This window comes from Alkalibacterium sp. s-m-28, from assembly GCF_054658175.1.
This window is the reverse complement of sequence record NZ_BAAGIQ010000028.1, coordinates 1-25,112: the sequence shown is the minus strand read 5'-3', so window position 1 is coordinate 25,112 and position 25,112 is coordinate 1. Positions and strand designations below refer to the sequence as shown.

Annotated in this window: 21 protein-coding genes; 3 read left to right on the top strand and 18 right to left on the bottom strand. The window is 43.0% G+C overall.

The window, feature by feature from the left end:
• Positions 1-121 precede the first annotated feature (121 nt).
• From uvrA to ACYQ4S_RS05505, 14 genes are all read right to left on the bottom strand, one after another.
• Complete coding sequence (gene uvrA / locus ACYQ4S_RS05570; protein WP_459769920.1) at positions 122-2,953, bottom strand: excinuclease ABC subunit UvrA; 2,832 nt, start codon at positions 2,951-2,953, stop codon at positions 122-124.
• 160 nt (positions 2,954-3,113) lie between these two features.
• The gene (locus ACYQ4S_RS05565; RefSeq protein WP_346025279.1) at positions 3,114-3,779 is read right to left on the bottom strand and encodes a YfbR-like 5'-deoxynucleotidase; all 666 of its coding nucleotides are present in this window, start codon (positions 3,777-3,779) and stop codon (positions 3,114-3,116) included.
• 51 nt (positions 3,780-3,830) lie between these two features.
• Entirely contained in the window at positions 3,831-4,973 is a 1,143-nt protein-coding gene (locus ACYQ4S_RS05560; protein ID WP_459769918.1) for a cation diffusion facilitator family transporter, read from the bottom strand.
• A gap of 4 nt (positions 4,974-4,977) precedes the next feature.
• A complete protein-coding gene (locus ACYQ4S_RS05555) occupies positions 4,978-5,271 on the bottom strand; it encodes an ArsR/SmtB family transcription factor (RefSeq protein ID WP_459769916.1) in 294 nt (97 codons plus the stop codon).
• A 259-nt stretch (positions 5,272-5,530) separates the two neighbouring features.
• The gene (locus tag ACYQ4S_RS05550; protein ID WP_459769914.1) at positions 5,531-6,733 is read right to left on the bottom strand and encodes a PDZ domain-containing protein; all 1,203 of its coding nucleotides are present in this window, start codon (positions 6,731-6,733) and stop codon (positions 5,531-5,533) included.
• A gap of 144 nt (positions 6,734-6,877) precedes the next feature.
• Positions 6,878-8,059: a C40 family peptidase gene (locus tag ACYQ4S_RS05545; RefSeq protein WP_346025275.1), complete on the bottom strand. Its 1,182-nt coding sequence runs from the start codon at positions 8,057-8,059 to the stop codon at positions 6,878-6,880.
• A gap of 70 nt (positions 8,060-8,129) precedes the next feature.
• On the bottom strand, positions 8,130-9,017 hold the full coding sequence (gene ftsX / locus ACYQ4S_RS05540) for a permease-like cell division protein FtsX (RefSeq protein ID WP_346025274.1): 888 nt from the start codon (positions 9,015-9,017) through the stop codon (positions 8,130-8,132).
• Positions 9,007-9,693 (bottom strand): cell division ATP-binding protein FtsE, encoded by a 687-nt coding sequence (gene ftsE / locus ACYQ4S_RS05535; RefSeq protein ID WP_346025273.1) that lies wholly within the window; start codon positions 9,691-9,693, stop codon positions 9,007-9,009. Before ftsE ends, ftsX begins: the two co-directional genes overlap by 11 nt.
• Before the next feature lie 584 nt (positions 9,694-10,277).
• A protein-coding gene (prfB, locus tag ACYQ4S_RS05530) for a peptide chain release factor 2 (protein WP_459769911.1) occupies positions 10,278-11,385 on the bottom strand; the annotation gives its coding sequence in 2 pieces (ribosomal slippage) (positions 10,278-11,312 and positions 11,314-11,385; 1,107 coding nt in all).
• Positions 11,386-11,456: 71 nt separating this feature from the next.
• Entirely contained in the window at positions 11,457-13,922 is a 2,466-nt protein-coding gene (gene secA / locus ACYQ4S_RS05525) for a preprotein translocase subunit SecA (protein WP_459769909.1), read from the bottom strand.
• A gap of 175 nt (positions 13,923-14,097) precedes the next feature.
• Positions 14,098-14,664 carry a ribosome hibernation-promoting factor, HPF/YfiA family gene (hpf, locus tag ACYQ4S_RS05520; protein ID WP_459769907.1) on the bottom strand — a complete coding sequence of 189 codons (567 nt, stop codon included), beginning with the start codon at positions 14,662-14,664 and terminating at the stop codon, positions 14,098-14,100.
• A 149-nt stretch (positions 14,665-14,813) separates the two neighbouring features.
• Positions 14,814-15,506, bottom strand: coding sequence for a ComF family protein (locus ACYQ4S_RS05515; protein ID WP_459769905.1), 693 nt, complete (start codon positions 15,504-15,506; stop codon positions 14,814-14,816).
• A complete protein-coding gene (locus ACYQ4S_RS05510) occupies positions 15,503-16,534 on the bottom strand; it encodes a DEAD/DEAH box helicase (protein ID WP_459769903.1) in 1,032 nt (343 codons plus the stop codon). The genes ACYQ4S_RS05515 and ACYQ4S_RS05510 overlap by 4 nt, the downstream gene beginning before the upstream one ends.
• Before the next feature lie 436 nt (positions 16,535-16,970).
• Positions 16,971-17,828: a DegV family protein gene (locus ACYQ4S_RS05505; protein ID WP_459769901.1), complete on the bottom strand. Its 858-nt coding sequence runs from the start codon at positions 17,826-17,828 to the stop codon at positions 16,971-16,973.
• 135 nt (positions 17,829-17,963) lie between these two features.
• Here ACYQ4S_RS05505 and ACYQ4S_RS05500 point away from each other — a divergent pair, with 135 nt between their 5' ends.
• A complete protein-coding gene (locus ACYQ4S_RS05500) occupies positions 17,964-18,599 on the top strand; it encodes a YigZ family protein (protein ID WP_459769899.1) in 636 nt (211 codons plus the stop codon).
• Positions 18,600-18,736: 137 nt separating this feature from the next.
• Complete coding sequence (locus ACYQ4S_RS05495; RefSeq protein ID WP_346025265.1) at positions 18,737-19,816, top strand: LCP family protein; 1,080 nt, start codon at positions 18,737-18,739, stop codon at positions 19,814-19,816.
• A gap of 158 nt (positions 19,817-19,974) precedes the next feature.
• Here ACYQ4S_RS05495 and ACYQ4S_RS05490 read toward each other — a convergent pair whose 3' ends face one another.
• Positions 19,975-21,063, bottom strand: a complete 1,089-nt coding sequence (locus ACYQ4S_RS05490) for a glycosyltransferase family 4 protein (RefSeq protein ID WP_459769897.1) — start codon at positions 21,061-21,063, stop codon at positions 19,975-19,977.
• A gap of 131 nt (positions 21,064-21,194) precedes the next feature.
• Here ACYQ4S_RS05490 and ACYQ4S_RS05485 point away from each other — a divergent pair, with 131 nt between their 5' ends.
• A complete protein-coding gene (locus ACYQ4S_RS05485) occupies positions 21,195-22,271 on the top strand; it encodes an LCP family glycopolymer transferase (RefSeq protein WP_346025263.1) in 1,077 nt (358 codons plus the stop codon).
• A 63-nt stretch (positions 22,272-22,334) separates the two neighbouring features.
• Here the strand turns inward: ACYQ4S_RS05485 and ACYQ4S_RS05480 are convergent, their stop codons facing one another.
• From ACYQ4S_RS05480 to nagA, 3 genes are read right to left on the bottom strand one after another with little or no spacing between them, the layout of a single operon-like run.
• Complete coding sequence (locus tag ACYQ4S_RS05480) at positions 22,335-23,045, bottom strand: GntR family transcriptional regulator (RefSeq protein ID WP_091265206.1); 711 nt, start codon at positions 23,043-23,045, stop codon at positions 22,335-22,337.
• A gap of 29 nt (positions 23,046-23,074) precedes the next feature.
• Complete coding sequence (locus tag ACYQ4S_RS05475) at positions 23,075-23,773, bottom strand: glucosamine-6-phosphate deaminase (protein ID WP_459769922.1); 699 nt, start codon at positions 23,771-23,773, stop codon at positions 23,075-23,077.
• A 7-nt stretch (positions 23,774-23,780) separates the two neighbouring features.
• Positions 23,781-24,917, bottom strand: a complete 1,137-nt coding sequence (nagA, locus tag ACYQ4S_RS05470; RefSeq protein WP_346025261.1) for an N-acetylglucosamine-6-phosphate deacetylase — start codon at positions 24,915-24,917, stop codon at positions 23,781-23,783.
• Positions 24,918-25,112 lie beyond the last annotated feature (195 nt).

Genomic DNA, 25,112 nt, shown 5'->3' with positions numbered 1-25,112 from the left:
GGACTGCCTTTTGAGCCTACCCATATCCGATTCCTCTGTCTGCATGAAATCTGTGCAGACAAGAATGGAGTTCGTAGGAAGCCCCCACTTCAAAATCCGGAGGATTTAAGTGGTGGGTAGTTCACTGCGGGACTTTATCCAGGATAGATTTCAGGAAGTGGCCCGTATAACTTTTTTCACACTCTGCGATTTCCTCAGGTGTACCTGTTGCAATAATCGTTCCCCCACCGGCTCCACCTTCAGGTCCCAGATCTATAATATGATCCGCTACCTTGATGACATCAAGGTTGTGTTCGATAACAAGAACGGTATTTCCTGCTTCAACCAGTCGGTCGAGAACTTCCAGCAGACGGGCAATGTCATCGGCATGCAGGCCTGTCGTCGGCTCATCTAGAATATAGAAGTTGTGGCCATTCTGACGTTTATGCAGCTCACTGGCCAACTTCATTCTTTGAGCTTCTCCTCCTGATAATGTCGTAGCGGGCTGACCAAGAGTCATATAGCCTAAGCCGACATCAATAATCGTCTGAAGTTTCCGCTCGATTTTTGGAATATTAGAGAAAAAGTCGACGGCTTCTTCAATCGTCATGCCGAGCACTTCTGAAATATTCTTTCCTTTATACTTTATTTCAAGTGTTTCTGAGTTGTAGCGTGTCCCGTGACAGATTTCGCACGGAACATATACATCAGGCAGGAAATGCATCTCGATTTTCAGTATGCCATCTCCTCTGCACGCCTCACACCGTCCGCCCTTGACGTTGAAGCTGAAGCGTCCTTTTTTGTATCCACGCATCTTGGCTTCATTCGTTTTGGCAAACAAATCTCTGATGTCATCGAATACACTCGTATAGGTCGCCGGGTTACTTCTAGGTGTTCTTCCGATTGGACTCTGATCGATATCGATGACTTTTTCAAGCTGTTCATATCCTTTGATCGACTTATATTTACCAGGACGAGCTTTGGAACGCCCTACTTCACGTGCCAGAGCCTTTTTCAGTATCTCATTGACCAATGAACTTTTACCTGAGCCGGATACCCCTGTGACGGCTGTGAATCGTCCTAAAGGAAAAGTGACATCCACATTTTTCAAGTTGTTTTCGGCCGCTCCTTTGATTTCAATCGTCCCGTGATCTTCGTGTCGTCGTTCAGCAGGGACAGGAATGGCTTTCTTGCCGGATAGATATGCCCCGGTGATAGAATCAGGATGCTGTTCGATTTCTTCAGGCGTACCCATAGCAACCACTTCTCCCCCGTTTTCTCCGGCACCGGGACCAATGTCAATTAGATAGTCAGCTGCCCGCATAGTATCTTCGTCATGTTCTACGACAACCAGGGTGTTACCAAGATCTCTCATTTTTTTAAGGGAATCGATTAACCGGTTATTGTCCCTCTGATGCAGCCCTATAGACGGCTCATCAAGAATATAGAGAACGCCGGACAGATTCGATCCAATTTGTGTCGCAAGACGAATACGCTGAGCCTCTCCACCTGACAAAGTTCCTGCTTTTCTATTCAAAGTCAGATAATCCAGACCGACATTACGAAGGAAGGACAACCGGTCCTTGATTTCTTTCTTAATTGGGGCAGCGATTGTCGTATCTGTGTCAGAAAGAGAGAGCTCATCAAAAAAGGTGTGTGCTTTTTCAACTGAATAGCTGCTGACATCTCCGATATCTTCTCCTCGAACCTTGACTGACAAGGCCTCTCTGTTAAGACGTTTCCCATGACAGGCATGACATTCCAGTTCTGTCATATACTGTTGCATCTGATTGCGGGTAAAGTCACTGTTAGTTTCATGGTATCGTCTCGAAATGTTGTTCAGGACTCCTTCAAAAGGAATCATTGTGTCTCTTACACTTCCAAAATCATTTTTATAATGAAAATGGAATTTCTTGGTACCTGATCCATTCAATACGATAGTCTGTTTCTTCTTAGGCAGAGCCTCAAAAGGCACAGTTGTATCAATGTCAAAAGCATCACATGCCTGGGACAGCATCTGAGGATAATAATTGGAACTGATCGGCTGCCAGGGCAGTATCGCTCCATCATCCAGAGACAGGCTTCTGTCCGGAATCACAAGATCAACATCTACTTCAAGTTTTGTTCCAAGACCATCACATTCAGAACACGCACCAAATGGCGCATTGAATGAAAACAGTCTAGGTTCTAACGGCGGAAGAGTAAAGCCGCAGACTGGACAGGCATAGTGTTCACTGAACAGAATCTCTTCTTGATCGATGATATCAGCTATGACATAGCCGTCTGCCAGTGACAGTGCCGCTTCAACAGAATCAAACAGTCGGGAACGGATGCCTTCTTTTACTACGATACGGTCAATGATGACTTCGATCGAATGTTTTTTATTCTTATCCAGTTCAATCTCATCGCCGATATCCATGACTTCGTTATCCACTCTCAGTCGGACATAACCTTCACTTTTGATTTTCTCAAGCACTTTTTTATGCTGTCCCTTTTTCTCTTTGACGATCGGAGACAGAATCTGCAGACGTGTGCGTTCTGGATACTCCAGTATACGATCAACCATCTGTTCGATGGACTGACTTGATATTTCAGTGCCGTCGTTCGGACAGATCGGCTTGCCTATACGGGCATACATCAGGCGCAGGTAGTCATTGATTTCAGTAACCGTCCCTACTGTCGAACGGGGGTTGTTACTCGTGGTTTTCTGGTCAATGGAAATTGCAGGACTGAGCCCTTCTATGCTGTCGACGTCAGGTTTGTCCATCTGACCTAAGAACTGTCTAGCATAGGCGGACAGCGACTCAACATAGCGCCGCTGTCCCTCTGCATACAAAGTATCAAATGCCAGCGAACTTTTTCCCGATCCTGACAACCCCGTCATTACAACCAGTTTGTCTCTAGGAATCGTCACATCCACATTCTTAAGATTATGCGACCTTGCGCCTCTCACTTCTATTTTATCGTTTGCCATTCTATTGCCTTCCTTTGCCATTGATCTAATTTATCACGCTCATGGTATCTTTATTGTACGTTTTTCATTCTGAATATTCGACTATTTGACTTGGTCTGGCGGTACATAAAAAGGAAAGAGCGTACCCTTTCCTCCAAATTACTCTGATAGTATATCACACTCACTCTCCTAAAGCGAATGTTTGTTCTATATTATGGTGCTTGAGTATTTTTTCTGAAATTTTCTCAAGTTCCGACTGATTTGTAAATTCACCGCTGAGCAGATCAGGCAGAATTTCAGACAGAATATATTTTACAGAGACCATTTCTTTAAATTCCAGAATGGTATCAAGTGACTCCTGATAGATTTCAGTAAAGAGATTCTCTGGATTACCTTTCTGAATTTCCCCGAAGGACTCATATAAAAGATCGACCTTATCTGCAACTGACAGAATTTTTCCTTCAAGGGTATCATCTTTCCCTTCTTTCAAACGTTCATAGTATATCGCCTGAAACTCTTTAGGAATTTCCTGCTCAATGAAATGATGCGTCATTGATTCTTCTACGTTTGCCAGCCGCTCTCTTAAGTCCGGATCGGCATATTTGACAGGCGTTTTAATGTCCCCAATAAAAATCTCGGCGTAGTCATGATTAAGTGCTTTTTCATACAAGGCTTTCCAGTTGATTTCATTGCCGTGATATTCTTCTACTGTCCCCAGAAACTGAGCAATTTTTGTGACTTTGAATGAATGTGAGGCAACAGAATGTTCCTCGAACTTAAACTTTCCCGGGCAGCGGTATATTTTTTCCAGATCACTTAAACTTTTAAAATATTCATGCATTCCCATAATGTATCTCCCCCTGTTTGTGCCTAAAGTTACTTTATACTAACAACTATCTTACCCGTTTTCAAATCTTTTTTTCAGAATGTCAGCTGGGTCATAAACAAACTCGATTGTGCTGTGAGTAATATTCTTCTTGACCAGTTCCTGTCTGATGCTTGTCTTGACCTCTTCGAGTCGCTTCTGATCAGAGCAGCCTGTACTTAATGTGACTGTCAGTGCATGTTCCCGCCCGTCGATTGACCAGATATGAAGGTGACTGATATTCGTTACTTCTTCAGACCGTATGAGCAGCTCTTCAATTGTCGGCCTAGAGATATTTTTGGGTGTAGCTTCAAGAAAGACTTGAATCGTCTCTTTGAATAACGGCCAGGTCTTGATCATAATGAAGAGAGCAACCGCTACCGATAAAAGAGGATCAAGGTAATACCAGTCGGTAAAATGCAAAGTGATGCTGACTGCCAATACACCAAGCCATCCCAGTAAGTCTTCGATCATGTGCAGATTGATAAGGGATTCGTTATGTGAGTGTCCTTTACTCATGAGCCACGCAGCAAAGCCGTTCGCTCCAATTGCAGCTATCGCCAGCCATAACATCCCCTGATAATTGACTGGTTCCGGCGAAAAGATACGTGGAACAGAATGAAAAATAACAAGTGCAGACCCACCAATTAGAACAACAGATGTAAGCAGAGCTCCAAGAAGGGAAAAGCGCTGATGGCCGAAACTGTACTGGTCATTAGCTTCTTTACCTGACAGTCTTTCAAAATAGCCTGCTGCCCCAACGGATAAAGCATCACCTAAGTCATGAACGGCATCACTGACGATGGCCATACTATTAAAAAGAAAGCCAAAAATAAATTCGAGAATCGAGAACATGAGGTTCAAATAGAAAACAACCGTGATTTTAGTTGTTGCTGACTGACTCTTTATGCCTGTCAGTCCATGATGATCGTGGCCGTGATGTCCATGCTGATGATCAGTTGGATCAGTCTCCTCATGACTGTCAATTAATGTCAGTTTATTAAACTCCAGTATTTTAAAAATTGCCTTTAGGTCCGCTTTACTTTCATCCACAGTGAGCTCTCTGTGATCATAATCAATGCTGACTGCTGCATCGTGCTGACTCGCATTGATTCTTGTCTCCAGTTCGGTACTGCAGTTCCCGCAGTGCAGTCCTTTGATCTTATACGTAATCATATGATTACCTCTTTTCATTTGCATGGGATATGACTTGTGTGAGTATGTTATAGACATGGTCATCAGCTAGAGAATACACCCTTTTTCTGCCTTCTCTTCTAACACCAACAAGCCGGACATTTTTCAGTATCTTGAGCTGGTGAGAGAGCGATGATTGTTCAACCTCAAGGCTTTCAGCCAGTTCAGTCACGCTCATTTCAGAATCAGAAAGTGTATAAATTATTTTTAGACGTCCAGGATCACTTAATGCTTTAAACAGATCAGTCACTTCGCTGATTGTTTCACCGGAAAGGGACATAGACATTCTCCTTTTACATAATACGTATTTTTAACATATGAATAACTTTTCATATGTTCATTTTACCATGTATTTGCAATTTATCAAGCCTTTAATAAACACGTCTGTAATAAAATATTCTCCGGTTCTATATTGCTCTTAATGTGCAGACAAAAACAGCACGGTCCTGACTTCCTGAATAACTGCAGGAAAGATCAGAACCATGCTGTTTTAATTTTATCTCAAATTGTCACCATTGAATCCAACCTGTGGACATCATTTATTTAACCAAACTAATTTCTTCCAGGAGAACAACACCGAGATCATGAGGATCGTTTTCATACAGTGCGGTTTCTGTCATGACCAGCTCACCATCAATACGTATTATCTTAAGCTTGCAGTAGGAGCGGCTCAGAAAGAGGGATTCGGTAAAATCTTCCGCACGTTCAAGTTTTTTCTGGTTGGACTCCAGTATCGTATCCCCAATTTCAATGTCCATTTTTTCGGCAGGACTGCCGGGTCTTACGGCTACTACACGCAGGCCTTCTTCAGCAGGTCCAAACCGGAAGTTCCATTTCCTTTCCCGAAGTCTGTGTCTATAAAGCACAATCACTCCACCAAGGAGAAGGACAGCTAATCCTACAGCTGCTAGTTCAACCTGCCAGAAAGTTAGTGCAAACAGGATGACGCCTATGACGGATAAGCTGACAAAGTCTTTTACCAGCAAGTTCTTAGCCTGTGTCGGCATCTGAGCCTGTACTGTATACCTGAAGCCTACCAGAACAGGCAGGATCAGAAATGAATAGGGCTGACCGCCGATTGAAAAAACAGGCCACCAGTCAAACAGTTGGGTGAAGGTAGTCCCGGGAACGACAACCACTAGAGGAATCAGCCATAATGGTGTCATACGGTATCGGGCAACGAGTTTTCCTCGCTTCGTTTTCAGAAAGCGTGGAGTAAACTGATTGATTTTAGCTATATGAAGAGTAAGAATCGTGCTCAGTAAAACTAGGATAACCAGTCCCAATATCGGTTGCAGCCCCTGAAAAGACAAACTGTCTCCTTGTATGAGCGGGCTGTTGAACTGACCGACAATTACTGTGAGACTCATATTCTCTGGCACGAAAAAACCCAGAGCAAGAATCAGTAATGCTGAGAGACTGAACGTAAATACCGGATGAAGAAAACGGTAGCCGAAACCAAGCATGAGCAGCGTAACGATCTGATAGGCAATGATCCAGTCAAGACTGACCGGAAGCCCCGCAATGAAAGAAACAGCAGACAGGATGGCCCCTGGTATCAGTCCCCATAAGAAGAATCGCTTCAGTTCATAATGGTCCTTGTATATGCTTGCTCTTAATTGATGACGTGCGTACTTGAAACGTCTGCTTTTCGCTATAAAGACAAGTGCTGTTCCGACAAGAAAGGTCGGCTGTAAGATGAATAAAACTAGTGCGAGTAGAATATTTTGCAATACGGTCATGCTGGTCATCCCTTCTTTTCTTTCTCTTCATCATTTTATCATACCCACTTGGAAAATAGGGGCCTGTTCTGACAAAAACTTGAGGATAAATAAAAAAACCTTTCACTTATCGATAATAATCGATGAATGAAAGGTTTAAATAATTTATGGACGTCCAAAACCTGCTACATAGTTAGACCAGTAACCTGATGTAAATGAAGCTACTGCTACGCCAGTGGAAGTCTGTGCACCAATAAAGCGGCCCCCACCAAGGTAAATACCTACGTGGTCGACTGAACCTGACTGGTTGAAGAAAATCAGATCCCCAGGCTGCGCTTCTGACAATGAAACACGTCTGCTGGCTCCGAACTGTGCTGCTGCACTTCTTGGAATGCTTCTTCCAGCACGACGGAAAACAAACTGGGTATAACCTGAACAGTCGAATCCTGCAGGTGTCGTACCGCCATATGAATAAGGGGATCCTGTCAGACTATGTGCGTTACTGATCACCCCACCTGATGCGGCTGGTGCTGCAGGCTCTGCTTTTTCTTCAGCTGGCTTGCTGGAAGAACTAGTACTGACCTGTTCTTCCTCAGTCGCCTGTGACACATTGACTGGAGCCGCTGATTCAGCAGCTGTTCTTGATGTCTGAATTTCTTCCAGACGACGCTGACTTTCACGCTGCTGTGCTAAGAATGCTTCTCTTTCTTCTCTTACTTGGGAGCGTTCTGCTGCAATGGCAGCCATCATCATTTCCTGCTCGGCTTGATTTTCTTCCAGCTGAACTTTAGAATTTTCCAGGTTGGCAGCCAAAAGAGTCTGTTCTTCCTGTTTTTTGATAGTCAGACGTTCATTTGCTGCAATCAGCTCTTTGTCCTCTATCTGTTTTTCCATAAGATTCTGGTTCGCAGAAAACAGGGTGTTCACCACATCGATACGCCCGAACGCATCGCCAAGTGACTCGGAATCTAAAATAAATCTGAGAACATTTCCGGATTGTCCAGTGACTTGCAACGCACGAATTTGAGACTGAAGCTGCTCTTCTCTCTGTTCAATCTGTTTAGAAACGGTACTTATTTCTTTCTGAATTGCCTGCAGTTCGTCGGTTGTTTCCTGAAGCTGCTGAACCAATTCTTCAGCTTCCTTTTCAGTCGCTTCGATTTTTTCAGCAATTTCTTTCAGTCTCTGTTCTGCTTCTTCTTCCTTCGAATCAAGAGCGTCCATTTGTTCAGAGTAGTCCCCTTCTGTAAGAGGAGTAGCCTCTGCTTTAAACGGTATTCCACTCAACACAGTCATTCCAATTATCCCTGCTACAATCGCATTCTTAAATTTACTTCTAATATCCACGTCTGTCTGCCTCTTCTCTGCTATTTTGTTTTTATATGTACGAGAGGGAAGCCCCTCTCCTTAAATGATCTTAAACTTTCAGGAATTTTCTGATGGATAGTGATGATCCGACACTACCAATGACGACACCGATCATCAGAAGAAGTGCAACTAGCTGAATCAGGAACGGATTTGGTTCCAGTAAGGCAAAATAGGTTCCTGACAGATAAGTCATGATGGTATCAAATCCACTAAGATAAATATAAGAGATGATTGAAACTGGTATCAGTGCTCCGATAAACCCGATAAGCGCTCCTTCAATGAGGAACGGCCAACGGATGAACCAGTTTGTCGCACCAACTAGTTTCATGATCTCGATTTCGGTTCTTCTTGAGAAAATCGTCATCCTTATCGTGTTCGCAATTAGGAAGACAGCTGTGAAAATCAGTGCAACAATGATAACTGCTCCGACATTCCTCACAGTAGCCATGACTTCGAACAATCGGTCAGCCGTCGCACCGCCATAGTTTACATCCGCTACAAAGTTCATGTCTTCAGTCTGGTCAGCTACGTCCGATGTAACTTCAGGTGCTGCGGTATTGACGATGAACACATCGTGAAGCGGGTTGTCATCACCCTCAAACAGACCAAATTCGTCACCGTAACTTCCGATAACCTGACTCAGTTCGTCATCTCTGCTTGAGAATACAACCTGTTCCACTTCATCCAGCTCTTCAAGGTTCTGCTGCAGAGCTTCCTGATCTTCTTCTTCAGCTGCCAGATCGATATAAACTCTGACACTAACATCTTCTTCAACATCTGTTGCAAGTTTATTGACGTTCATCAGGATTGCGATGAAACTCCCTACAAGAAGCAGGGTAACTGCAACTGCACTGACCGCCGCGAAAGTCATCCATCCGTTACGTTTAATACTTTTAAATGATTCTTTAATATGTCTCCAGAATGTTCTAGCTTTCATATCCGTATCCCCCTTCTTCCTGGTCACGGGCAATACGGCCGTTTTCAACTGCCAGTACTCTATGCCTTACTCGGTTCACAATGTCACTGTTGTGCGTTGCCATGATGACCGTTGTTCCCCGATTGTTGATTTCTTCAAGCAAATCCATAATCCCCCATGCTGTTTCAGGGTCTAAGTTACCCGTCGGTTCGTCTGCGATTAGCACTCGCGGCATATTAGTAATTGCTCGAGCAATCGCTACACGCTGCTGTTCTCCACCGGACAGTTCATTTGGAAACATGCGAACTTTGTGTTTCAGTCCAACAAGATCGAGGACTTCCAGTACACGTTTCTGAATCTGTTTCGGATTTTTACCAACAACCTGCATCGCATAAGCGACGTTCTCATATACGGTCAGTCTTGGCAGGAGTTTAAAGTCCTGATAGACCACGCCGACATGTCTTCTGAGGAAAGGTACTTTCTTAGCTTTCAGTTTCACTAAGTCAAATTCCCCTACTTTTACATTTCCTTTAGTTGGAACTTCTTCTCTGTAAATCATTTTTATAAAAGTAGATTTACCCGCTCCACTTGGACCTACAACATATACAAATTCACCTTGGTCGATTCTTACATCGAGACCATTTATAGCAGTGATGCCATTAGGGTACTTTTTGTAGACATTAGTCATTTCTATCATTAAATAATCACCTATCTATTGAAATTTTAACTTCTTAACTTCTGGTCTGCTATGTGTGTGGCTTATTCCAGCCTTCATTAGTATATCATCGGGAAAACAGATGTCTGTTTTAAAACAATTACAAAAATATTTCATTGTAAGGAAATCGTATTATTATAGTGTAAATAACATGTTTTATATAACCTAATTCAACACACCTCCCCACTTTTAACTTTATTTTAATCATAAATGGGAAATTATATTATAAACACAACGGATATTCTTTTTTTTTGGGATTAACAAACCAAATCGTTTGTTACATACATAAATACACGTTTGACATATAATTATGTCCGATTTTTGACAATTCAGGACATATTGATAACTGTTCACTTGCTACCTAATAATACTTATATTAATGAATATTTAAATCAGGCGAGGAGTTCTATTTATCTTTTCAAATGCTGCTGAAAATGTCTGCTGTCCAGCCCTATAATTTTACTTAGTACTAAATTCTGAACAATAACAATAAAAGAATGATCCGATTTTCATCCGTACCATTCTTTTATATGCATATTTATCCCTGATTATAATAAACAGGTAATTTAAGAGCGATTCATTGAGGCTCGAAGATAAGACTCGATAAACGGATCCAGATCCCCGTCCATAACGGCATCAGTATTACCCGTCTCGTAATTTGTCCTGTGATCCTTCACCATCGAGTAAGGATGGAACACATAGGATCTGATCTGCGAACCCCACCCTATTTCTTTTTGTTCTCCTCTTATTTCATCCATTTCTTTCTGTTTCTCTTCCATTTCTTTCTGATACAGTTTAGCTTTCAGCATATTCATAGCTGTTTCTCTGTTAGCCAGCTGTGATCGTCCAGCCTGACTGGATGCGACAAGTCCTGTTTCTTTATGAGTGATTCTGACAGCTGACTCTGTTTTGTTGATGTGCTGTCCTCCTGCTCCACTCGCTCTGAATGTATCGACTCTTATATCATCCGGGTTGATCTCGATATCAATATCATCATTGATTTCAGGTGTCACATCAATTGAGACAAATGACGTGTGACGGCGACCACTTGAATCAAATGGAGAGATCCGCACTAGACGGTGGACCCCTTTTTCAGCTTTCAGCATACCATATGCATTCATTCCTTTAACCAACAGGGTCACACTCTTGATACCAGCTTCATCACCACTCTGGTATTCAAGCACCTCATAACTGAAGCCTTTCTTATCGATCCAGCGTGTATACATGCGGTAAAGCATTTCACCCCAGTCCTGAGATTCCGTTCCGCCGGCACCAGGATGAAGCTCGATAATCGCATTGTTCTTGTCATTCGGCTCGCTAAGCAGCATATCCAGCTCAAACTGCTCGACTGCTTTATCAAGCTCTGATAATGTCATTTCTATTTCTTCTCTTATATCCGGATCATCTTCATCCCTTAGCATGTCCATTAGAAGTTCTACTTCTTCAGTTTTTGCTTCGAGTGATGCGAATGACTGGTATACACTTTTCACTTCATTTGCTTCTTTGATGACTTTCTGGGCAGACTCCTGGTTGTTCCAGAAATCGGGGTCCGCCATCATATGATCATACTCTGCTATATCTGTTTCCAGCGTCTCTAAGTCAAAGAGACCCCCTGAAGTCTTCAACCTTCTGTTTGGCTGAAGTTAATTTTTGAGACATTTCACTAATTTCCATAGTCATCCTCCATTTAATCGTAAGGAAAAGGAACAGATAGTGTTATCCGTTCCTTTCTCCCACTATTCTTCTTATCCCATTCTCGTATGTGTATCTTCATCGTGAGAATAGGTTGGTTTTTTATTTTTTCGACGGACATTCTGTTTCTTCCCGCCATTAGGTGTAGCCTGTTCTCTTTGCAGGTTCTGTCTGATTTGAGATTTCATCAGCAGACGAGTCACTTCGTACTCGATCTCTCCAATCATTTCCTCAAACAGAGTAAAACCTTCCTGCTGATATTCGGTCAGTGGATTGAACTGTCCATATGAACGCAGTCCGATTCCTTGACGCAGCTGATCCATCTGGTCGATATGATCCGTCCATTTACGGTCAACGACTCTAAGGATAACCACTTTCTCAAATTCAAGGACCTGTTCCTTACCGTTAAGCTGAGATGTTTTCTCATCGTAATTGGCACGGGCCAAATCGACTAGCAGGTCAGTGATCTGAGAAGCCGACTTACCTTTAAGGTCATCCTGTGTCAGGTCTTCTGGATGAACAAGTACAGTATGCGCAAATTCTTCAATGTGTGCCAGATTCCATTTCGTTCTGTCTTCCTGCTGAGTATTCAGCTGAACATAACGCTCGATCGTTCTTCTGATCATCGGAAGCGTGACATAACCAAGTGATTCCTGTTCCAGAATCACTTCCTGACGCTGAGAATAAATGACTTCACGCTGTTCTCTCATGACATCATCGTATTTCAAAACATTACGACGGGTATCATAGTTGTTCCCTTCCACACGCTTCTGAGCTGATTCCACTTGTCGGCTAATCATTTTACTCTGGATCACAGCATCGTCTTCTGCAATTTTTAACCGCTCGAGAACCATGCGGATACGTTCTGAACCGAATCGTTTCATAAGATCGTCTTCAAGAGAGAGGTAGAATTGTGATACTCCTGGATCTCCCTGACGGCCGGCACGTCCACGCAACTGATTATCGATACGTCTGGATTCGTGACGTTCTGTCCCGATAACTGCCAGTCCCCCGAGTTCTTTGACTCCAGGTCCCAGTTTGATGTCAGTACCACGACCAGCCATATTTGTTGCGATCGTTACCGCACCAGGCTGTCCAGCATTTACGACAATTTCAGCTTCTCTGAAGTGATTTTTAGCATTCAGTACTTCATGAGGCACACCGGCTTTTTTAAGCAGCTTGCTGATCAGTTCTGATGTTTCAACTGCAACCGTACCGACAAGTACTGGCTGACCTTTGGCATGACGTTCTTTGATGTCTTGAACCACTGCATTGAATTTACTCTCAAGAGTCGGATATAGAAGATCGTCACGGTCGTCACGGATAAGCGGTCGGTTCGTCGGAATAGCTACAACATTCATATTGTAGATTTCTCTGAATTCTTCTTCTTCTGTCTTGGCAGTACCCGTCATCCCCGACAGCTTCTTGTACATACGGAAGTAGTTCTGGAACGTGATCGTGGCCATAGTTTTGGATTCTTTCTGGATCTCCACATTTTCTTTCGCTTCGATCGCCTGGTGAAGTCCGTCAGAGTAACGACGCCCTTCCATGATACGACCCGTAAACTGGTCAACGATTTTTACTGCACCTTCGTCAACAACATAATCGAAGTCCTTGTGCATGATAAAGTTTGCTCTCAATGACTGATCCAGGTGATGCACTAAGGCCTGGTTTTCGATGTCGTACAAGTTGGAGACACGGAAAGTCTTCTCAGCCTTTTCAATCCCTTCTTCAGTAAGGGAAATCGATTTGGACTGAAGATCGATTGTGTAGTCTTCCTCTTCTTTCAAGCCTTTTACGAAGAAGTCACAGCGCGTATAGAAAGAAGTCGAACGGTTGGCCTGACCGGATATGATCAGAGGTGTTCTCGCTTCATCAACGAGGATCGAGTCGACCTCATCCAGGATCGCAAAGTTCAAAGGACGCTGAACCATCTGTTCTTTATACACAACCATGTTGTCTCTTAAATAGTCGAATCCCAGTTCATTGTTTGTAGAATAGGTGATATCGCATTTATAGGCTTCTCGTTTTTCTTCAGATGATTTCGAGTTCAGATTCAGCCCGACAGTCAGTCCCATCCAACGGTAAAGTTCACCCATTTCATCAGCATCACGTGTAGCCAGGTAGTCATTGACTGTAACAACGTGAGCTCCTTCCCCTGAAATTGCATTGAGGTATACAGGCATAGTCGCTGTCAGTGTTTTACCTTCACCGGTTTTCATCTCGGCGATATTTCCTTCGTGAAGAGCAATCCCCCCCATTAGCTGAACTCTGAATGGATAAAGCCCCAGGACTCTTCTCGCTCCTTCTCTGATAGATGCAAAGGCTTCTACCAGCAGATCATCCAGGGATTCTCCAGCAGAATACCTCTTTTTAAACTCTTCTGTTTTAGCTTTCAGTTCATCGTCAGACAGTGCTTCCATATCGGCTGACAATGCTTCAATTTTATCGGCGATTTTCCCATATCGACGTAACGTTTTTTTATCGTTCTCAAAAATCTGCTTTAATAAATGAGCCATGAATACAAATCTCCTCTATTCGTTGATTCTTCGTACACTTCCGGATTTTCTCATACTTTATTATCATACCACTATTATCCTGCAAAAAAAAGGCTTGAGAGTTTATATCCACAGCAGTGTTCTGTTTTTGTTCATAAAAAAGGCGGACATGCTGCCCGCCTTTGGAAACGATGAATCAATCTGTTTCGATCAGTCCATATTTTCCGTCTTTACGTTTATATACGATGCTTGTTCCATTAGTATCTGCATCTTCAAAAATGAAGAAGTTATGTCCCAGCATGTCCATTTGAAGCACCGCTTCTTCTGCATCCATCGGTTTCAGACTGAGACGTTTTGTTCTGACGATCGATGCGCTCAATTCTTCTTCGTCGCCTTCAATGTTCAGATCTGCCCATAAGTCCGAATCGACCGGCTGCGGCGCATCTACGCCCTGGGAACGGCGGTTTTTTCTATTGATTTTAGTTTTATATTTTCTCATTTGTCTTTCCAGTTTATCAATGACTAAATCTACGCTTCCATATAAATCTGGGGAAGTTTCCTCTGCACGAAGGACAACATACGGAAGTGGTATAGTAACTTCTACTTTTGCTGTTTTGTCAGAGTATGTCTTCAGATTGACGTGTGCATTAGCTTCAGGAACATCCTTGAAATATTTCTCGATTTTCCCTACCTTTTTCTCCACATACTCTCTAATTGCCTGAGTCACCTCAATGTTTTCTCCTCTAACATTGTATCTAAGCATAATACTTCACCCTTCCAAATCTAGTATAATATAAGTTGTAATTATACAACCAATATTATCATCAAGCAATTATATTCCTTTATTGCTTATTTCAATTATACATGAGAGCGATTACTTTCTCAACGAAATTGTATCTGGACTTCTCTTCATTATCTGAATAGTGAAAAGGACCGGATAGAAGAAGGCTCCATCGGAAGAATCAGGTCTAAGGCATGATAAATTGTCCGACCAGTAGTGTAGATATCATCTACCAGCACAACTGGTTTCCCTCTAATCAGTCCGCCATGACAGGGATCTATATCAAAGGGCTGCGGACTTTCAAGACGCTGTTTCCTGTTTTTTCCTGACTGTCTTCCACATTGATATCTGTTTACCAAAACTGAATTGTACGTGACTCCCGAGACAGCCAGAAGTAGCTCTGTCTGGTTGAACCCCCTGGCAGAATAACTTTCTTTGGATACAGGAATGGGAATAATCAACGCTGTCTGTCCTATTTTTCTGAAATACTCTCTTACTTCTTTAACGAACAGTTCGGCAATGACGCAGTCACCTGTGAACTTGAACTGTTCGATGATCTGGCTGGCGAATTCGTTGTAAGCGTACATTGCCTCGTGAATATGGATGTGTCCCTGATATGTCTTCTGCCAGCTTAGACAATCCAGGCAATAATCGGTCTTGTCTTGAATACGGCTGCATCCTCTGCACGTCAGTTGATCATTCAGACTCTCCAGTTTCTCTCTGCACTGAAAACATAAGGTGTCGGGTTGCAGTTCAAAGCGGACCAGCGCATGTATTGTCAGGGTATTCGAATGAATCGTCCCGCACCATTTACATCTGCTCATAAGAGGAGTCCTTTCTTTTCTGCTTGTCTGTTCATCTGTCTGATCTGTTGTACTGCTCCCTTGGAGGATCTGGTCCACTCTTCAAGATAAAAAGTCACTTTGCCTTCAGGATAGTCAGCAGACCGACCGGCCCTTCCTGCAATCTGTACAAGAGCCGATTCCGTGTAGACATCGTGGTCGGCAGCGAGAACGATGACATCGATATTTTTGAATGTTACGCCTCTTTCGAGTATAGTGGTTGTTATCAAAAATTGCAGCTCTCCTTTCCGCATGGACTCTACTTTTTCTTTTCTGAATGGATCCTGAGCATGGACACTTTCAAATCTGGTGGTACTGAAAAATCGTCTTAGAGCTGGCAGAATGCTATCCATCAGTCTGATGGTCGGGATGAACAGCAGAAACTTCTGTCCCCGAGAAATAAGCATCAGAATCTGTCTGCAGACTTTGGAGGCGGATATATCACTCATAGAAAATATGTCTTTTCCCCTGATGATTTTCGGCACAGGAAGCGGGTAGCCGTGATAGCGCGCAGGCAGGATACTGGCTTCGATCTGACCCTTTGCAATTTTTCTCTGCAGCTTCCTGTCAGGTGTAGCCGTCAGATAAATAGTACTGGACTGTTTTTTAATTGCCTTTTCTGATGCATAGTACAGTCCTTCATTCTGATAATAAGGAAAGGCGTCAATTTCATCTATAATCAGTACGTCAAAAGCCTCCTTAAATCGAAGGAGCTGATGTGTCGTTGCAATCACCAGCTGAGTGTAGATATAGACAGACTCCTCTCCTCCATAAAGCAGAGCAGTCTGAATATCAGGAAAGGCTGCTTGAATCCTTGGAGCCAGTTCCAGACAGACATCTATTCTGGGTGAAGCCACGCAGACTCTCTTTCCCGCCTCCAATGCCTCACTGATTCCTTTAAACAGCATCTCTGTTTTACCAGCTCCAGTAACGGCCCATACCACACGATCTGTATATTCTTTAATAGAGAGAACAATTTCTTTAGATGCCTTTTCCTGCTGCTCCGACAAACTCCCCTGCCATTTCAAATAGGGTACGGGCTTTTTTGAAAACAAATCTGCCGCTTCACAGGTCACTAGTTTATCGCATGCTCTCACCTTTCCCAGCTGAATGCAGTACCTACAGTAGATACAATTGTTCCCGCAGATACACGGGTATCTTTCAGTAAGTTTGGAGAAAGAGCCACACCGACTGCACTGAGCTCGTCTTTTAACTATATGAAATGCCGGCCGGAATGTACACCCAGAGAGGTCACTTTCTGTATACTCAGTGAGCAGATCACTGAGCAGAAGTTCCCTGCCAATCAGATTAGTCAGGTCCACCTATCTTACCTCCTCTTTTTATCATAGTTTTCCGCTAACTAATATATTGTCCGTCTATTTTAAAACTCACGAAAAAAGGCCACCACTTTGGGTGACCTTTGAATAAATATATAAATGCTGTGGCTTACATTCTGGAGTAATCTTTCGTCCAGGACATTCCGATAGCTCCTTCGCCAGTATGAACGCCGACGACGGGTCCCAGAAAACTGAAGTTGAAGCGGACAGTCGGATACTTTTCTTCCAAGGATGCCATGAATTCTCTGGCTTCTTCTTCACAGTAGGCGTGGACAACAGTCGCCTGAATAGGAAAATGAGAGTTTTTCACAGACTCTTCAAAGACACTCTCCATCTTTCTGACTGCTTTTTTCTTGGTTCTGATTTTGTCGAATGGAATAATCTCTCCAGCTCTCATCGTGAGAACAGGTTTTATCTTAAGCAATGTCGCGACGCCCCCGGCAGTTTTAGACAGACGTCCACCTTTTATAAGATTTGTCAGATCATCGACAACGAAATAGATTTCAGTCTCTGATTTCAGTTCTTCCATACGCTCAATAATATCGTTTACTGATTTACCCAGCTTGGCCATTCGTGCAGCTTCCTTGACCTGAAAAGCCAGTCCTGCTCCTGCCAGACCTGAATCAACCGGATGGACTGAAATACCTTGTATAGATTTCGCAACGCTGAGCGCGTTCTGGAAAGTCCCCGAAATCCGGCTTGACAGATGGATACTGATGATTGCATCATAGTCATCTTGCAGACTTTCATACAAAGCCGTGAAATCCCCTACAGTAGGCTGCGAACTCGTCGGCAGCTGTTCGGCTTCTCTAACTTTTTCAAAGAATTCATCCGTAGTCATATCGATTTCTTCTTTATATACTTTTTTCCCAAAGATACAGGATAAAGGTACAAAATGAATATTTCCCTCTTTGTACTCCTGTTCATTTAAGTACGCCGTGCTATCTGTTACAATTGCAATACGCATATTTAATTTTTCACCTCCTATTATATGAGTTGACCTGGTAGACTCATTCAGCCCATTCCTGGCTGACTACGTCTCATATAAAAGACTGACTTCTATTATACACTAACACAAGAACGAATTGAAAGGGACCTGAGTATGAAAAACTTTCGAACTTTGAAACAGAACGGCCAGTATGAGCTGATTATAAAAAAATCACGCTTCATATGCACATTAGCACGAACAGAGACCGAAGAGGAGGCCCAGCAGTTTATCGATACGCTGAAGAAAGAGCACTGGAAAGCTAATCATAACTGTTCGGCCTACCTCATAGGTGAAGATGGAATGATACAACGGGCATCTGATGATGGCGAACCCAGCGGAACCGCCGGTGTGCCAATGCTTGAAGTCCTGAAAAAAAATAATCTTCAGAATGTTTCAGCAGTGGTGACCCGCTATTTCGGCGGGATTAAACTTGGAGCTGGAGGTCTAATCAGAGCCTACAGCAGTGCTGTTAGCGAAACACTCAAAGAGCTCGGTATTGTCGAAAAGAGACGCCACCAGTTTATACAGATCACCGTTTCATATCCGATGAGCGGCAGGTTGCAGAATGCTCTCCATCAGTCTACTTATCGTCTGGAATCCATTGACTATACTGACCAGGTCACATTTACCTGCCTAGTCGAGAGTGAACGTATCCATACATTCGAAGAAGAAATCACTGAGTGGACCAGTGCCCAGTTTTCTCAGTCTAACGGGGCTGAGGCATGGGTTGAAGTGCCTATAGATGTCTAAAATAAGAATAAATCGTGAAAAGTGAGCAAATCAGACTGTTATTTTCTTTGAGTCTCTTGACACTTACGGTCATTCAGCCGATAATAATACAGGATTACTTTTTTTAATTATAGTAAGGCATCGAAGGAGACAGTAAAGTGAGTAAATTAAAACCAAATTCTAGAATGTTTTCAAATCATCGTCAGAAAAAGAAAAAGCAGCGAATTATTCTAGGGATCCTTATTCCATTATTTACTGTCATTCTCATAGGAGCTATGTATGTTGCACATTTATTTGCCACGATCGAAAATGAAATCGATGCTTCATTCGTAGAAATCGACAGGCCGGAACCAGTTGAAGAAGTCAACCCTATCGATCAGCCGGTCTCTTTTCTTTTCATGGGAATCGATAACGACGAAGTGCGTGGCCTTCAATCCACTCGAGCAGATTCCATCATATATGCTACTTTAAACCCTTTAACACATGAAATGAATATGCTGTCCATTCCACGAGACACCTATGTGCCGATCATGAGAAACGGCACAGTCGTTCGATGGGACCGAATCAATGCCGCTTATGCAATCGGCGAAGAAAGCGTCATGGTCCAGACGATCGAAGAATGGCTGGACGTCCCTGTCCACTACTATGCTACCTTCAATTTTAATGCCTTTTTAGATATTATTGACGAACTTGGCGGTATCGAAATGGAAGTGCCTGTCACGATCACTGAAATGGACTCTTCCGATCAGTCCGGAGCGATCCAACTCGAAAAAGGGGTCCAAAACCTTAACGGAGAAGAAGCCCTGGCTTTAGCTCGAACACGAAAAATCGATGATGATGTTGCACGTGGTCATCGCCAGCAGCTGATTATTGAAGCGATCATTCAGAAAGCTCTTGAATTTCAGTCAATTTCCAAATATACAGCTATTGCTGAGACAGTGGGAAGCAACATGCGTACGAACATGAGAATGAGAGATATGACAGCTATTGCCCAGACTGGGTTGAACCAGGCGTTTACTGTTGAATCACATGTATTTGAATGGTCAAGTTATATTGAAAGAGACATGGACCTGGTTAGGATTCAGCCTCAGAGCTTCACTGCAATCCAGTCCGCACTTCAGGATTCCCTGAACCGTACAGAAAAAGTTGATCAGTCTAGTTTGTCTGAAGACAGATCAGAAACTCAGACCAGCAGTTCCAGCGAAGAGGCATCTGGAGCTGGAGATTCATCAGACTGACCTTGAACTGTCATAAATGTTTCATATTCATGATACAATAAAAATCACGTTTTCAGATCAGTAAGTACTATTATCTACTGAACTGGAAACGTGATTTATTTATTTTCGAAGAAAAGTTTACATCCTGTTCTTGAAAAAAGACTATTAACTGGACAGCACTAGTCTTCCCCGTTCAGTTTCCTGCCGAAATCTTTCAGCTTTTTTAATAGCGGACGACGGTCTTCTCCCACAAGCCCTATGATTTCTACAAAGAGCTCGACACCCAACATGACGAAAATAGTCAGAAGAATCGACCCGATCAGTGTTGAAAAATTATAAAGCATGGCGATTACTGAAAAAATAGCAGATACACAGTAGATAGCGAGTACTGTCTGCCTGTGTGATAAGCCCAGAGACATCAGACGATGATGAATATGATTTTTATCCGCAGTTGAAATCGACTGCCTGTTCAATTTCCTTCTTATCATGGCAAACAGCGTGTCCGTGACAGGAATCCCTAAAATAATGATTGGAAGGATAAGGGAGATAAGAGTGGCATTTTTCAACCCTTGAAGGGAGAATACACCGATCATGAATCCGAGGAACAATGCCCCCGTATCTCCTAGAAAGATACTGGCCGGCTGAAAATTATATGGCCAGAAACCTGCTATCGCCGCTACCAGGACGAATGTCATGATCGAAACCGAAACTTCTTCAACGGTGAGGAAGAAAAATCCGATAACTCCCATAGTAAGCAGGGCAATCATAGAAATACCACTTGCTAACCCATCCAGTCCATCGATCAGGTTGATTGCATTGGTCAGACCGACGATCCACAATATGGTAAAGGGCATCTGCCAGGAACCGAAAGAGAGGGTCCCGAAGTAAGGTATCGTCATCGTTTCAAGAGCCACATCCCCAAGCCCGTATACGAGCCCTGCAGCAGTGATTATCCCAATCAGCTTAACCAGAGGCTTCAACTCATATTTATCGTCGATCATCCCGGTGATGACAATCACCGATGCTCCAGCGAAAAGTGGAACGATCTGAATATACGGAATAGGCAGGAGAAAGAATGATGAAAAAAAGAAAGCAATAAAAATAGTGATGCCTCCCATCGTCGGCATAACTTTATCATGCACTCTTCGTTCTTCAGGGACATCCAGTATATTGAATGCCCTGGCGACGACTTTGAAGACCGGTGTTAAAATCAGGGTGCTGATCATGGTAAATATACAAACCATCAGCACAATAAACATATTATACATATTCCTACTCATTTCTTTAAACATTTTATATAATTATAGCATCCTGTATGGAAAAATCCCAATTGCAATTAAAAACAACTTGAATTAAACTTATTAATAACACACATTCCTGTTTTAGAAAAGAGGGCTCTATGCAATCAGACAGACAGACACAAAAAGAAAAACGAAAATTATGGGTTAAACGTAGCTTGCTGACTGCTGTCATAGCTCTTGCCATTGTAGTCGGCACCTTTTCAGGATACTATGGCTATCAAATCGTTCAGCTCCTGGCAGATGTCTCTGAAGATACTCCCGAAGAACTGAGGGATACTTCAGAAAGTGATGAATCGATCAGAGCTATGCACCCGATTTCGATTCTCGCTCTCGGACTGGACGAAGATGACGTATCGAGCCGCTCTGATTCCATGATGGTTATTACGCTGAACCCAGGGCAGGAATCAACGAAAATCGTTTCAATCCCGCGTGATACACTTATCACCTTGCCAAACAGTGACAGGCAGGAAAAAATGAACGCCCTTCATGCCATTTACGGCATTTCTGGTGTTATCGATTATATTGAAGACTACCTGGCCATTCCCTTATCCTTCTATGTAACGTTAAATTTTGACGGTCTGGTCGATTTAGTAGATGCTGTAGGAGGTATTACTGTTGACTCCCCGCTGTCCTTTACCGTACAGGACAGTGAGGAAACCTTAAATGCCATAGAGATCGAAGAAGGTATGCAGAAACTTGACGGAGAACAAGCACTCGGCTACGCCAGAATGCGGAAGCAGGATCCACGCGGTGATTTCGGTCGACAGGAAAGACAGCGTCAGGTCATCGAAGCCCTGGCAGATAAATTACTCTCTTTCGGTTCGATTGCTAATCTGACCCCCATCCTTAATGCGATTCGTCCCAATATGCAGACCAATATGACGGGACAGCAGATCATGTCTGTTGCATCAAACTACAGACCAGCTGCACAGAGTGTAGAATCCATAGAGATCGCCGGTACAGAAGATTTTGTCTACTTCCCGGAATATGGTCATGAGTTGTATGTATACCGGCCTTATGAACAAAGCCTGCTCGCTGTTCAGGAAGAACTGCAGGCCCATCTGGAACTGGAAGATGTTCTTGAGACTGGAATAGACGAAGATCTTCCTCTTGAGAACGACAACAGTTCAGATGATACCACAGATGAATCTAGAAATGATACGATTACAGACTGATCCATTACCCGATATATAGAAAAAGTGAAGACAGCCCCCTTGTACCGGGTCTGTCTTCACTTTTTATTTCGTTGCCTCCAGAAAGAACTCATATCTTGCCCCTACGTACTGGGCACGTACATATTCAAAAGGTTCATTATTTTGTGTGTAACTGACCTGTCTAAGTCTCAGGATAGGGGCTTCCCTCTTAATATGAAGCAGGTCTGCTACCTTTTCAGAGGCCCATGTCGCCGAGATAGTTTGCTCGGCTCTGGCTACTTCAAACCCCTCTTCTGATAGAGTGCGGTATAGATGACGAGTCAGCTGTTCTTTACTGAATTTCTCGACGATCCGCTGAGGAAGAGTGGCCACCTCAAAGCAGATCGGTTCCCCGTCTGCATAACGAATCCTCTCCATGACCAGAACTGCTTCTCCCCGACCGAGCTGAAGTTTTTCAGCTTCACTTTCACTGGCCCGCTTTGAGTAATAAGACACCAATGTGCTCGATGGCTGTTTTCCGAGCTGTTCTATGGTTTCTGTAAAACTTGGTATGCCGCTCAGTTTTTCCCGGACTTTATCAGAAGCCACAAATGTACCGGCACCCCTTCGTCTTTCAAGCAGCCCTTCTTCTACCAGCGAACTCACTGCTTGTCTTGCTGTCATTCTACTTACACCAAAGGTTTCAGCAAGCGCTCTTTCTGAGGGTATCTTCTGCCCTTTTTTCCATTCATTTGAAACAATCATTTGTCTCATTTTATTGTGCATTTCAATATATACAGGAATTCTGTTAGTCATTTGCATTCCTTTCTAAAAAAGAGACGATATTACAGCTGACTGGCAGCTTCCTCATCTACTATGATAACGACATCAGGATGTGTCTGAAGAATACTCGAAGGAACTTCTTCTGTTACAGGTCCGTGGACGGTTCTCGCTATCGCTTCCGCCTTGTTCTCACCATATGCCATTAATATAATCTTCTTAGCAGACATAATAGATTTAATCCCCATAGAGAAAGCATGTCTTGGTACATCTTCTTCGGAATCGAAATAGCGTTTGTTAGCATCGATTGTTTCCTGTGTCAGAGTAACTTTGTGCGTCTTACTATCAAATGGTGTTCCCGGTTCATTGAATCCGATATGTGCATTTGTTCCGATCCCGAGTATCTGAACATCGATCGGATGAGCATCAATTATTTTATCGTACTTTTCCGGCTCTGTGTTTTCATCTCCAAGTCCATCCGGTATAAATGTCTGCTTGAATGGCTTATAATCGAATAACTGTTTTTTCATAAAAGTATGGTAACTCTGAGGGTGATCTTTTGATAAACCAATATATTCGTCCAGATTGATGGCTGTCTTATCTGAAAAATCCAGATCACTTTCTCTTAATTCTCTATAAAGTGTTTCAGGAGTGCTTCCTGTTGCAAGTCCAAACACTTCCGCTCCACTTTGAATCGCTTCTTTGATCAATTCAAACGCCTTTTTCCCTCCTTCGTTTCTATCTTTTACTTTTATAATTTTGATAGTGCTATTAGTTGATTTCATGTATCTTCCCTCCTGAGATAGTAGATAAAATAGTTAAATTTTCATCCATGATGAGCAGGTCTGCATCACAGCTTGGCTTCAGCTGACCTTTCTTATTGAGTCCAAACTCTTTAGCTTGATTGAATGCACTCATTTTAACAGCTTCTTCTATAGAGCAGCCTGTATAGTCAATCATATTTCTGAACGCATCAATGAAGGTCAGGACGCTGCCTGCGAGCGACCCATTTTCAAGCCGCGCCTGCTTGTCTTTAACTGTAACAGTTTGTCCGCCCAGCTCACTTTCTCCATCAGGTAAGCCCTTCGCACGCATAGAATCTGTAATGAGCTGAATGCCGTCCGCTCCTTTAGTCTGGTAAGCAAGTCTGACCATCGGCTCTGAGATGTGATAGCCGTCCACAATCATCTCTACCATCACTTCTTTTTCAAGTAGACCATAGCCGCTGACACCAATCTCACGATGATGCAGACCTTTCTGACCATTAAAGAGATGGGTGATGTGTGTGGCTTTAGATGCCTTCAGTTCCTCGTATGAAGCGCCTGAATGTCCAGCTGAAAGAACGATCCCATTTTCAGAACAGTACTCTTCAAATTCCTCTATGTCTCCAGTCTCCGGTGCATAAGTGATCAGTTTGATCAGCCCACCGCTTTCTTCCTGCCACTTTTTAAGCGTATCAAGTTGAGCTGGTCGAATAAAAGCCTCCGGTTGAGCTCCTTTAAAGTCTTTTGATATGAATGGTCCTTCAATATGAATACCCTGGATGACTGAATTGCTTTCAGCAGCCTCTTTTACAGCTTTGACAGCAGCTTCGATCTGCTCATCGGATTGAGTGATCGTTGTTGCAAAGTAAGAAGTGATTCCCTCTTCAAGCATTTTATTGACCATTTCACCTATCTTGTCAGCGTCTGCATCCATCACATCCACTCCATATCCGCCATGACTATGGACGTCTATAAAGCCTGGGATGATCATTTTTCCATCAAGATCCTGTACTTCATCCGTTTCTTCTTCTTCAAAGGCTTCCATTTTACCTACACCAGTGATTTCCTCTGTGAAGCGGATATAGCCGTTGTCGATTTTTCCTTCGCCAGTATAAATACAGGCGTTTATCATTACTTTTGCCATGACAATCCTCCCTATATTTTATGAGACACCTAGGAAACTATAGATGCTCTATATAAGTGGATTTAGGGTTTTCTCTTTTGAGTTTTCCCTCCACTTATTTTCTTTTTTTAAATTTTTTCACATTTTTATGCTTATTACTTGACTTTTGGTTTTTGCCTACATAATCAGCGAGAACAGACCAACACTCTGTATCTC

Bases quoted from the DNA above. Each gene is read 5' to 3' on its own strand.
- ftsE (WP_346025273.1), bottom strand. From the start codon at position 9,693: ATGATAGAAATGACTAATGTCTACAAAAAGTACCCTAATGGCATCACT.
- ACYQ4S_RS05550 (WP_459769914.1), bottom strand. From the start codon at position 6,733: ATGACCGTATTGCAAAATATTCTACTCGCACTAGTTTTATTCATCTTA.
- nagA (WP_346025261.1), bottom strand. From the start codon at position 24,917: ATGGCAAAAGTAATGATAAACGCCTGTATTTATACTGGCGAAGGAAAA.
- ftsX (WP_346025274.1), bottom strand. From the start codon at position 9,017: ATGAAAGCTAGAACATTCTGGAGACATATTAAAGAATCATTTAAAAGT.
- ACYQ4S_RS05480 (WP_091265206.1), bottom strand. From the start codon at position 23,045: ATGACTAACAGAATTCCTGTATATATTGAAATGCACAATAAAATGAGA.
- uvrA (WP_459769920.1), bottom strand. From the start codon at position 2,953: ATGGCAAACGATAAAATAGAAGTGAGAGGCGCAAGGTCGCATAATCTT.
- secA (WP_459769909.1), bottom strand. From the start codon at position 13,922: ATGGCTCATTTATTAAAGCAGATTTTTGAGAACGATAAAAAAACGTTA.
- ACYQ4S_RS05565 (WP_346025279.1), bottom strand. From the start codon at position 3,779: ATGGGAATGCATGAATATTTTAAAAGTTTAAGTGATCTGGAAAAAATA.
- ACYQ4S_RS05555 (WP_459769916.1), bottom strand. From the start codon at position 5,271: ATGTCCCTTTCCGGTGAAACAATCAGCGAAGTGACTGATCTGTTTAAA.
- ACYQ4S_RS05560 (WP_459769918.1), bottom strand. From the start codon at position 4,973: ATGATTACGTATAAGATCAAAGGACTGCACTGCGGGAACTGCAGTACC.
- ACYQ4S_RS05500 (WP_459769899.1), top strand. From the start codon at position 17,964: ATGAAAAACTTTCGAACTTTGAAACAGAACGGCCAGTATGAGCTGATT.
- ACYQ4S_RS05490 (WP_459769897.1), bottom strand. From the start codon at position 21,063: ATGTATAATATGTTTATTGTGCTGATGGTTTGTATATTTACCATGATC.
- ACYQ4S_RS05505 (WP_459769901.1), bottom strand. From the start codon at position 17,828: ATGCGTATTGCAATTGTAACAGATAGCACGGCGTACTTAAATGAACAG.
- ACYQ4S_RS05485 (WP_346025263.1), top strand. From the start codon at position 21,195: ATGCAATCAGACAGACAGACACAAAAAGAAAAACGAAAATTATGGGTT.
- ACYQ4S_RS05515 (WP_459769905.1), bottom strand. From the start codon at position 15,506: ATGAGCAGATGTAAATGGTGCGGGACGATTCATTCGAATACCCTGACA.
- hpf (WP_459769907.1), bottom strand. From the start codon at position 14,664: ATGCTTAGATACAATGTTAGAGGAGAAAACATTGAGGTGACTCAGGCA.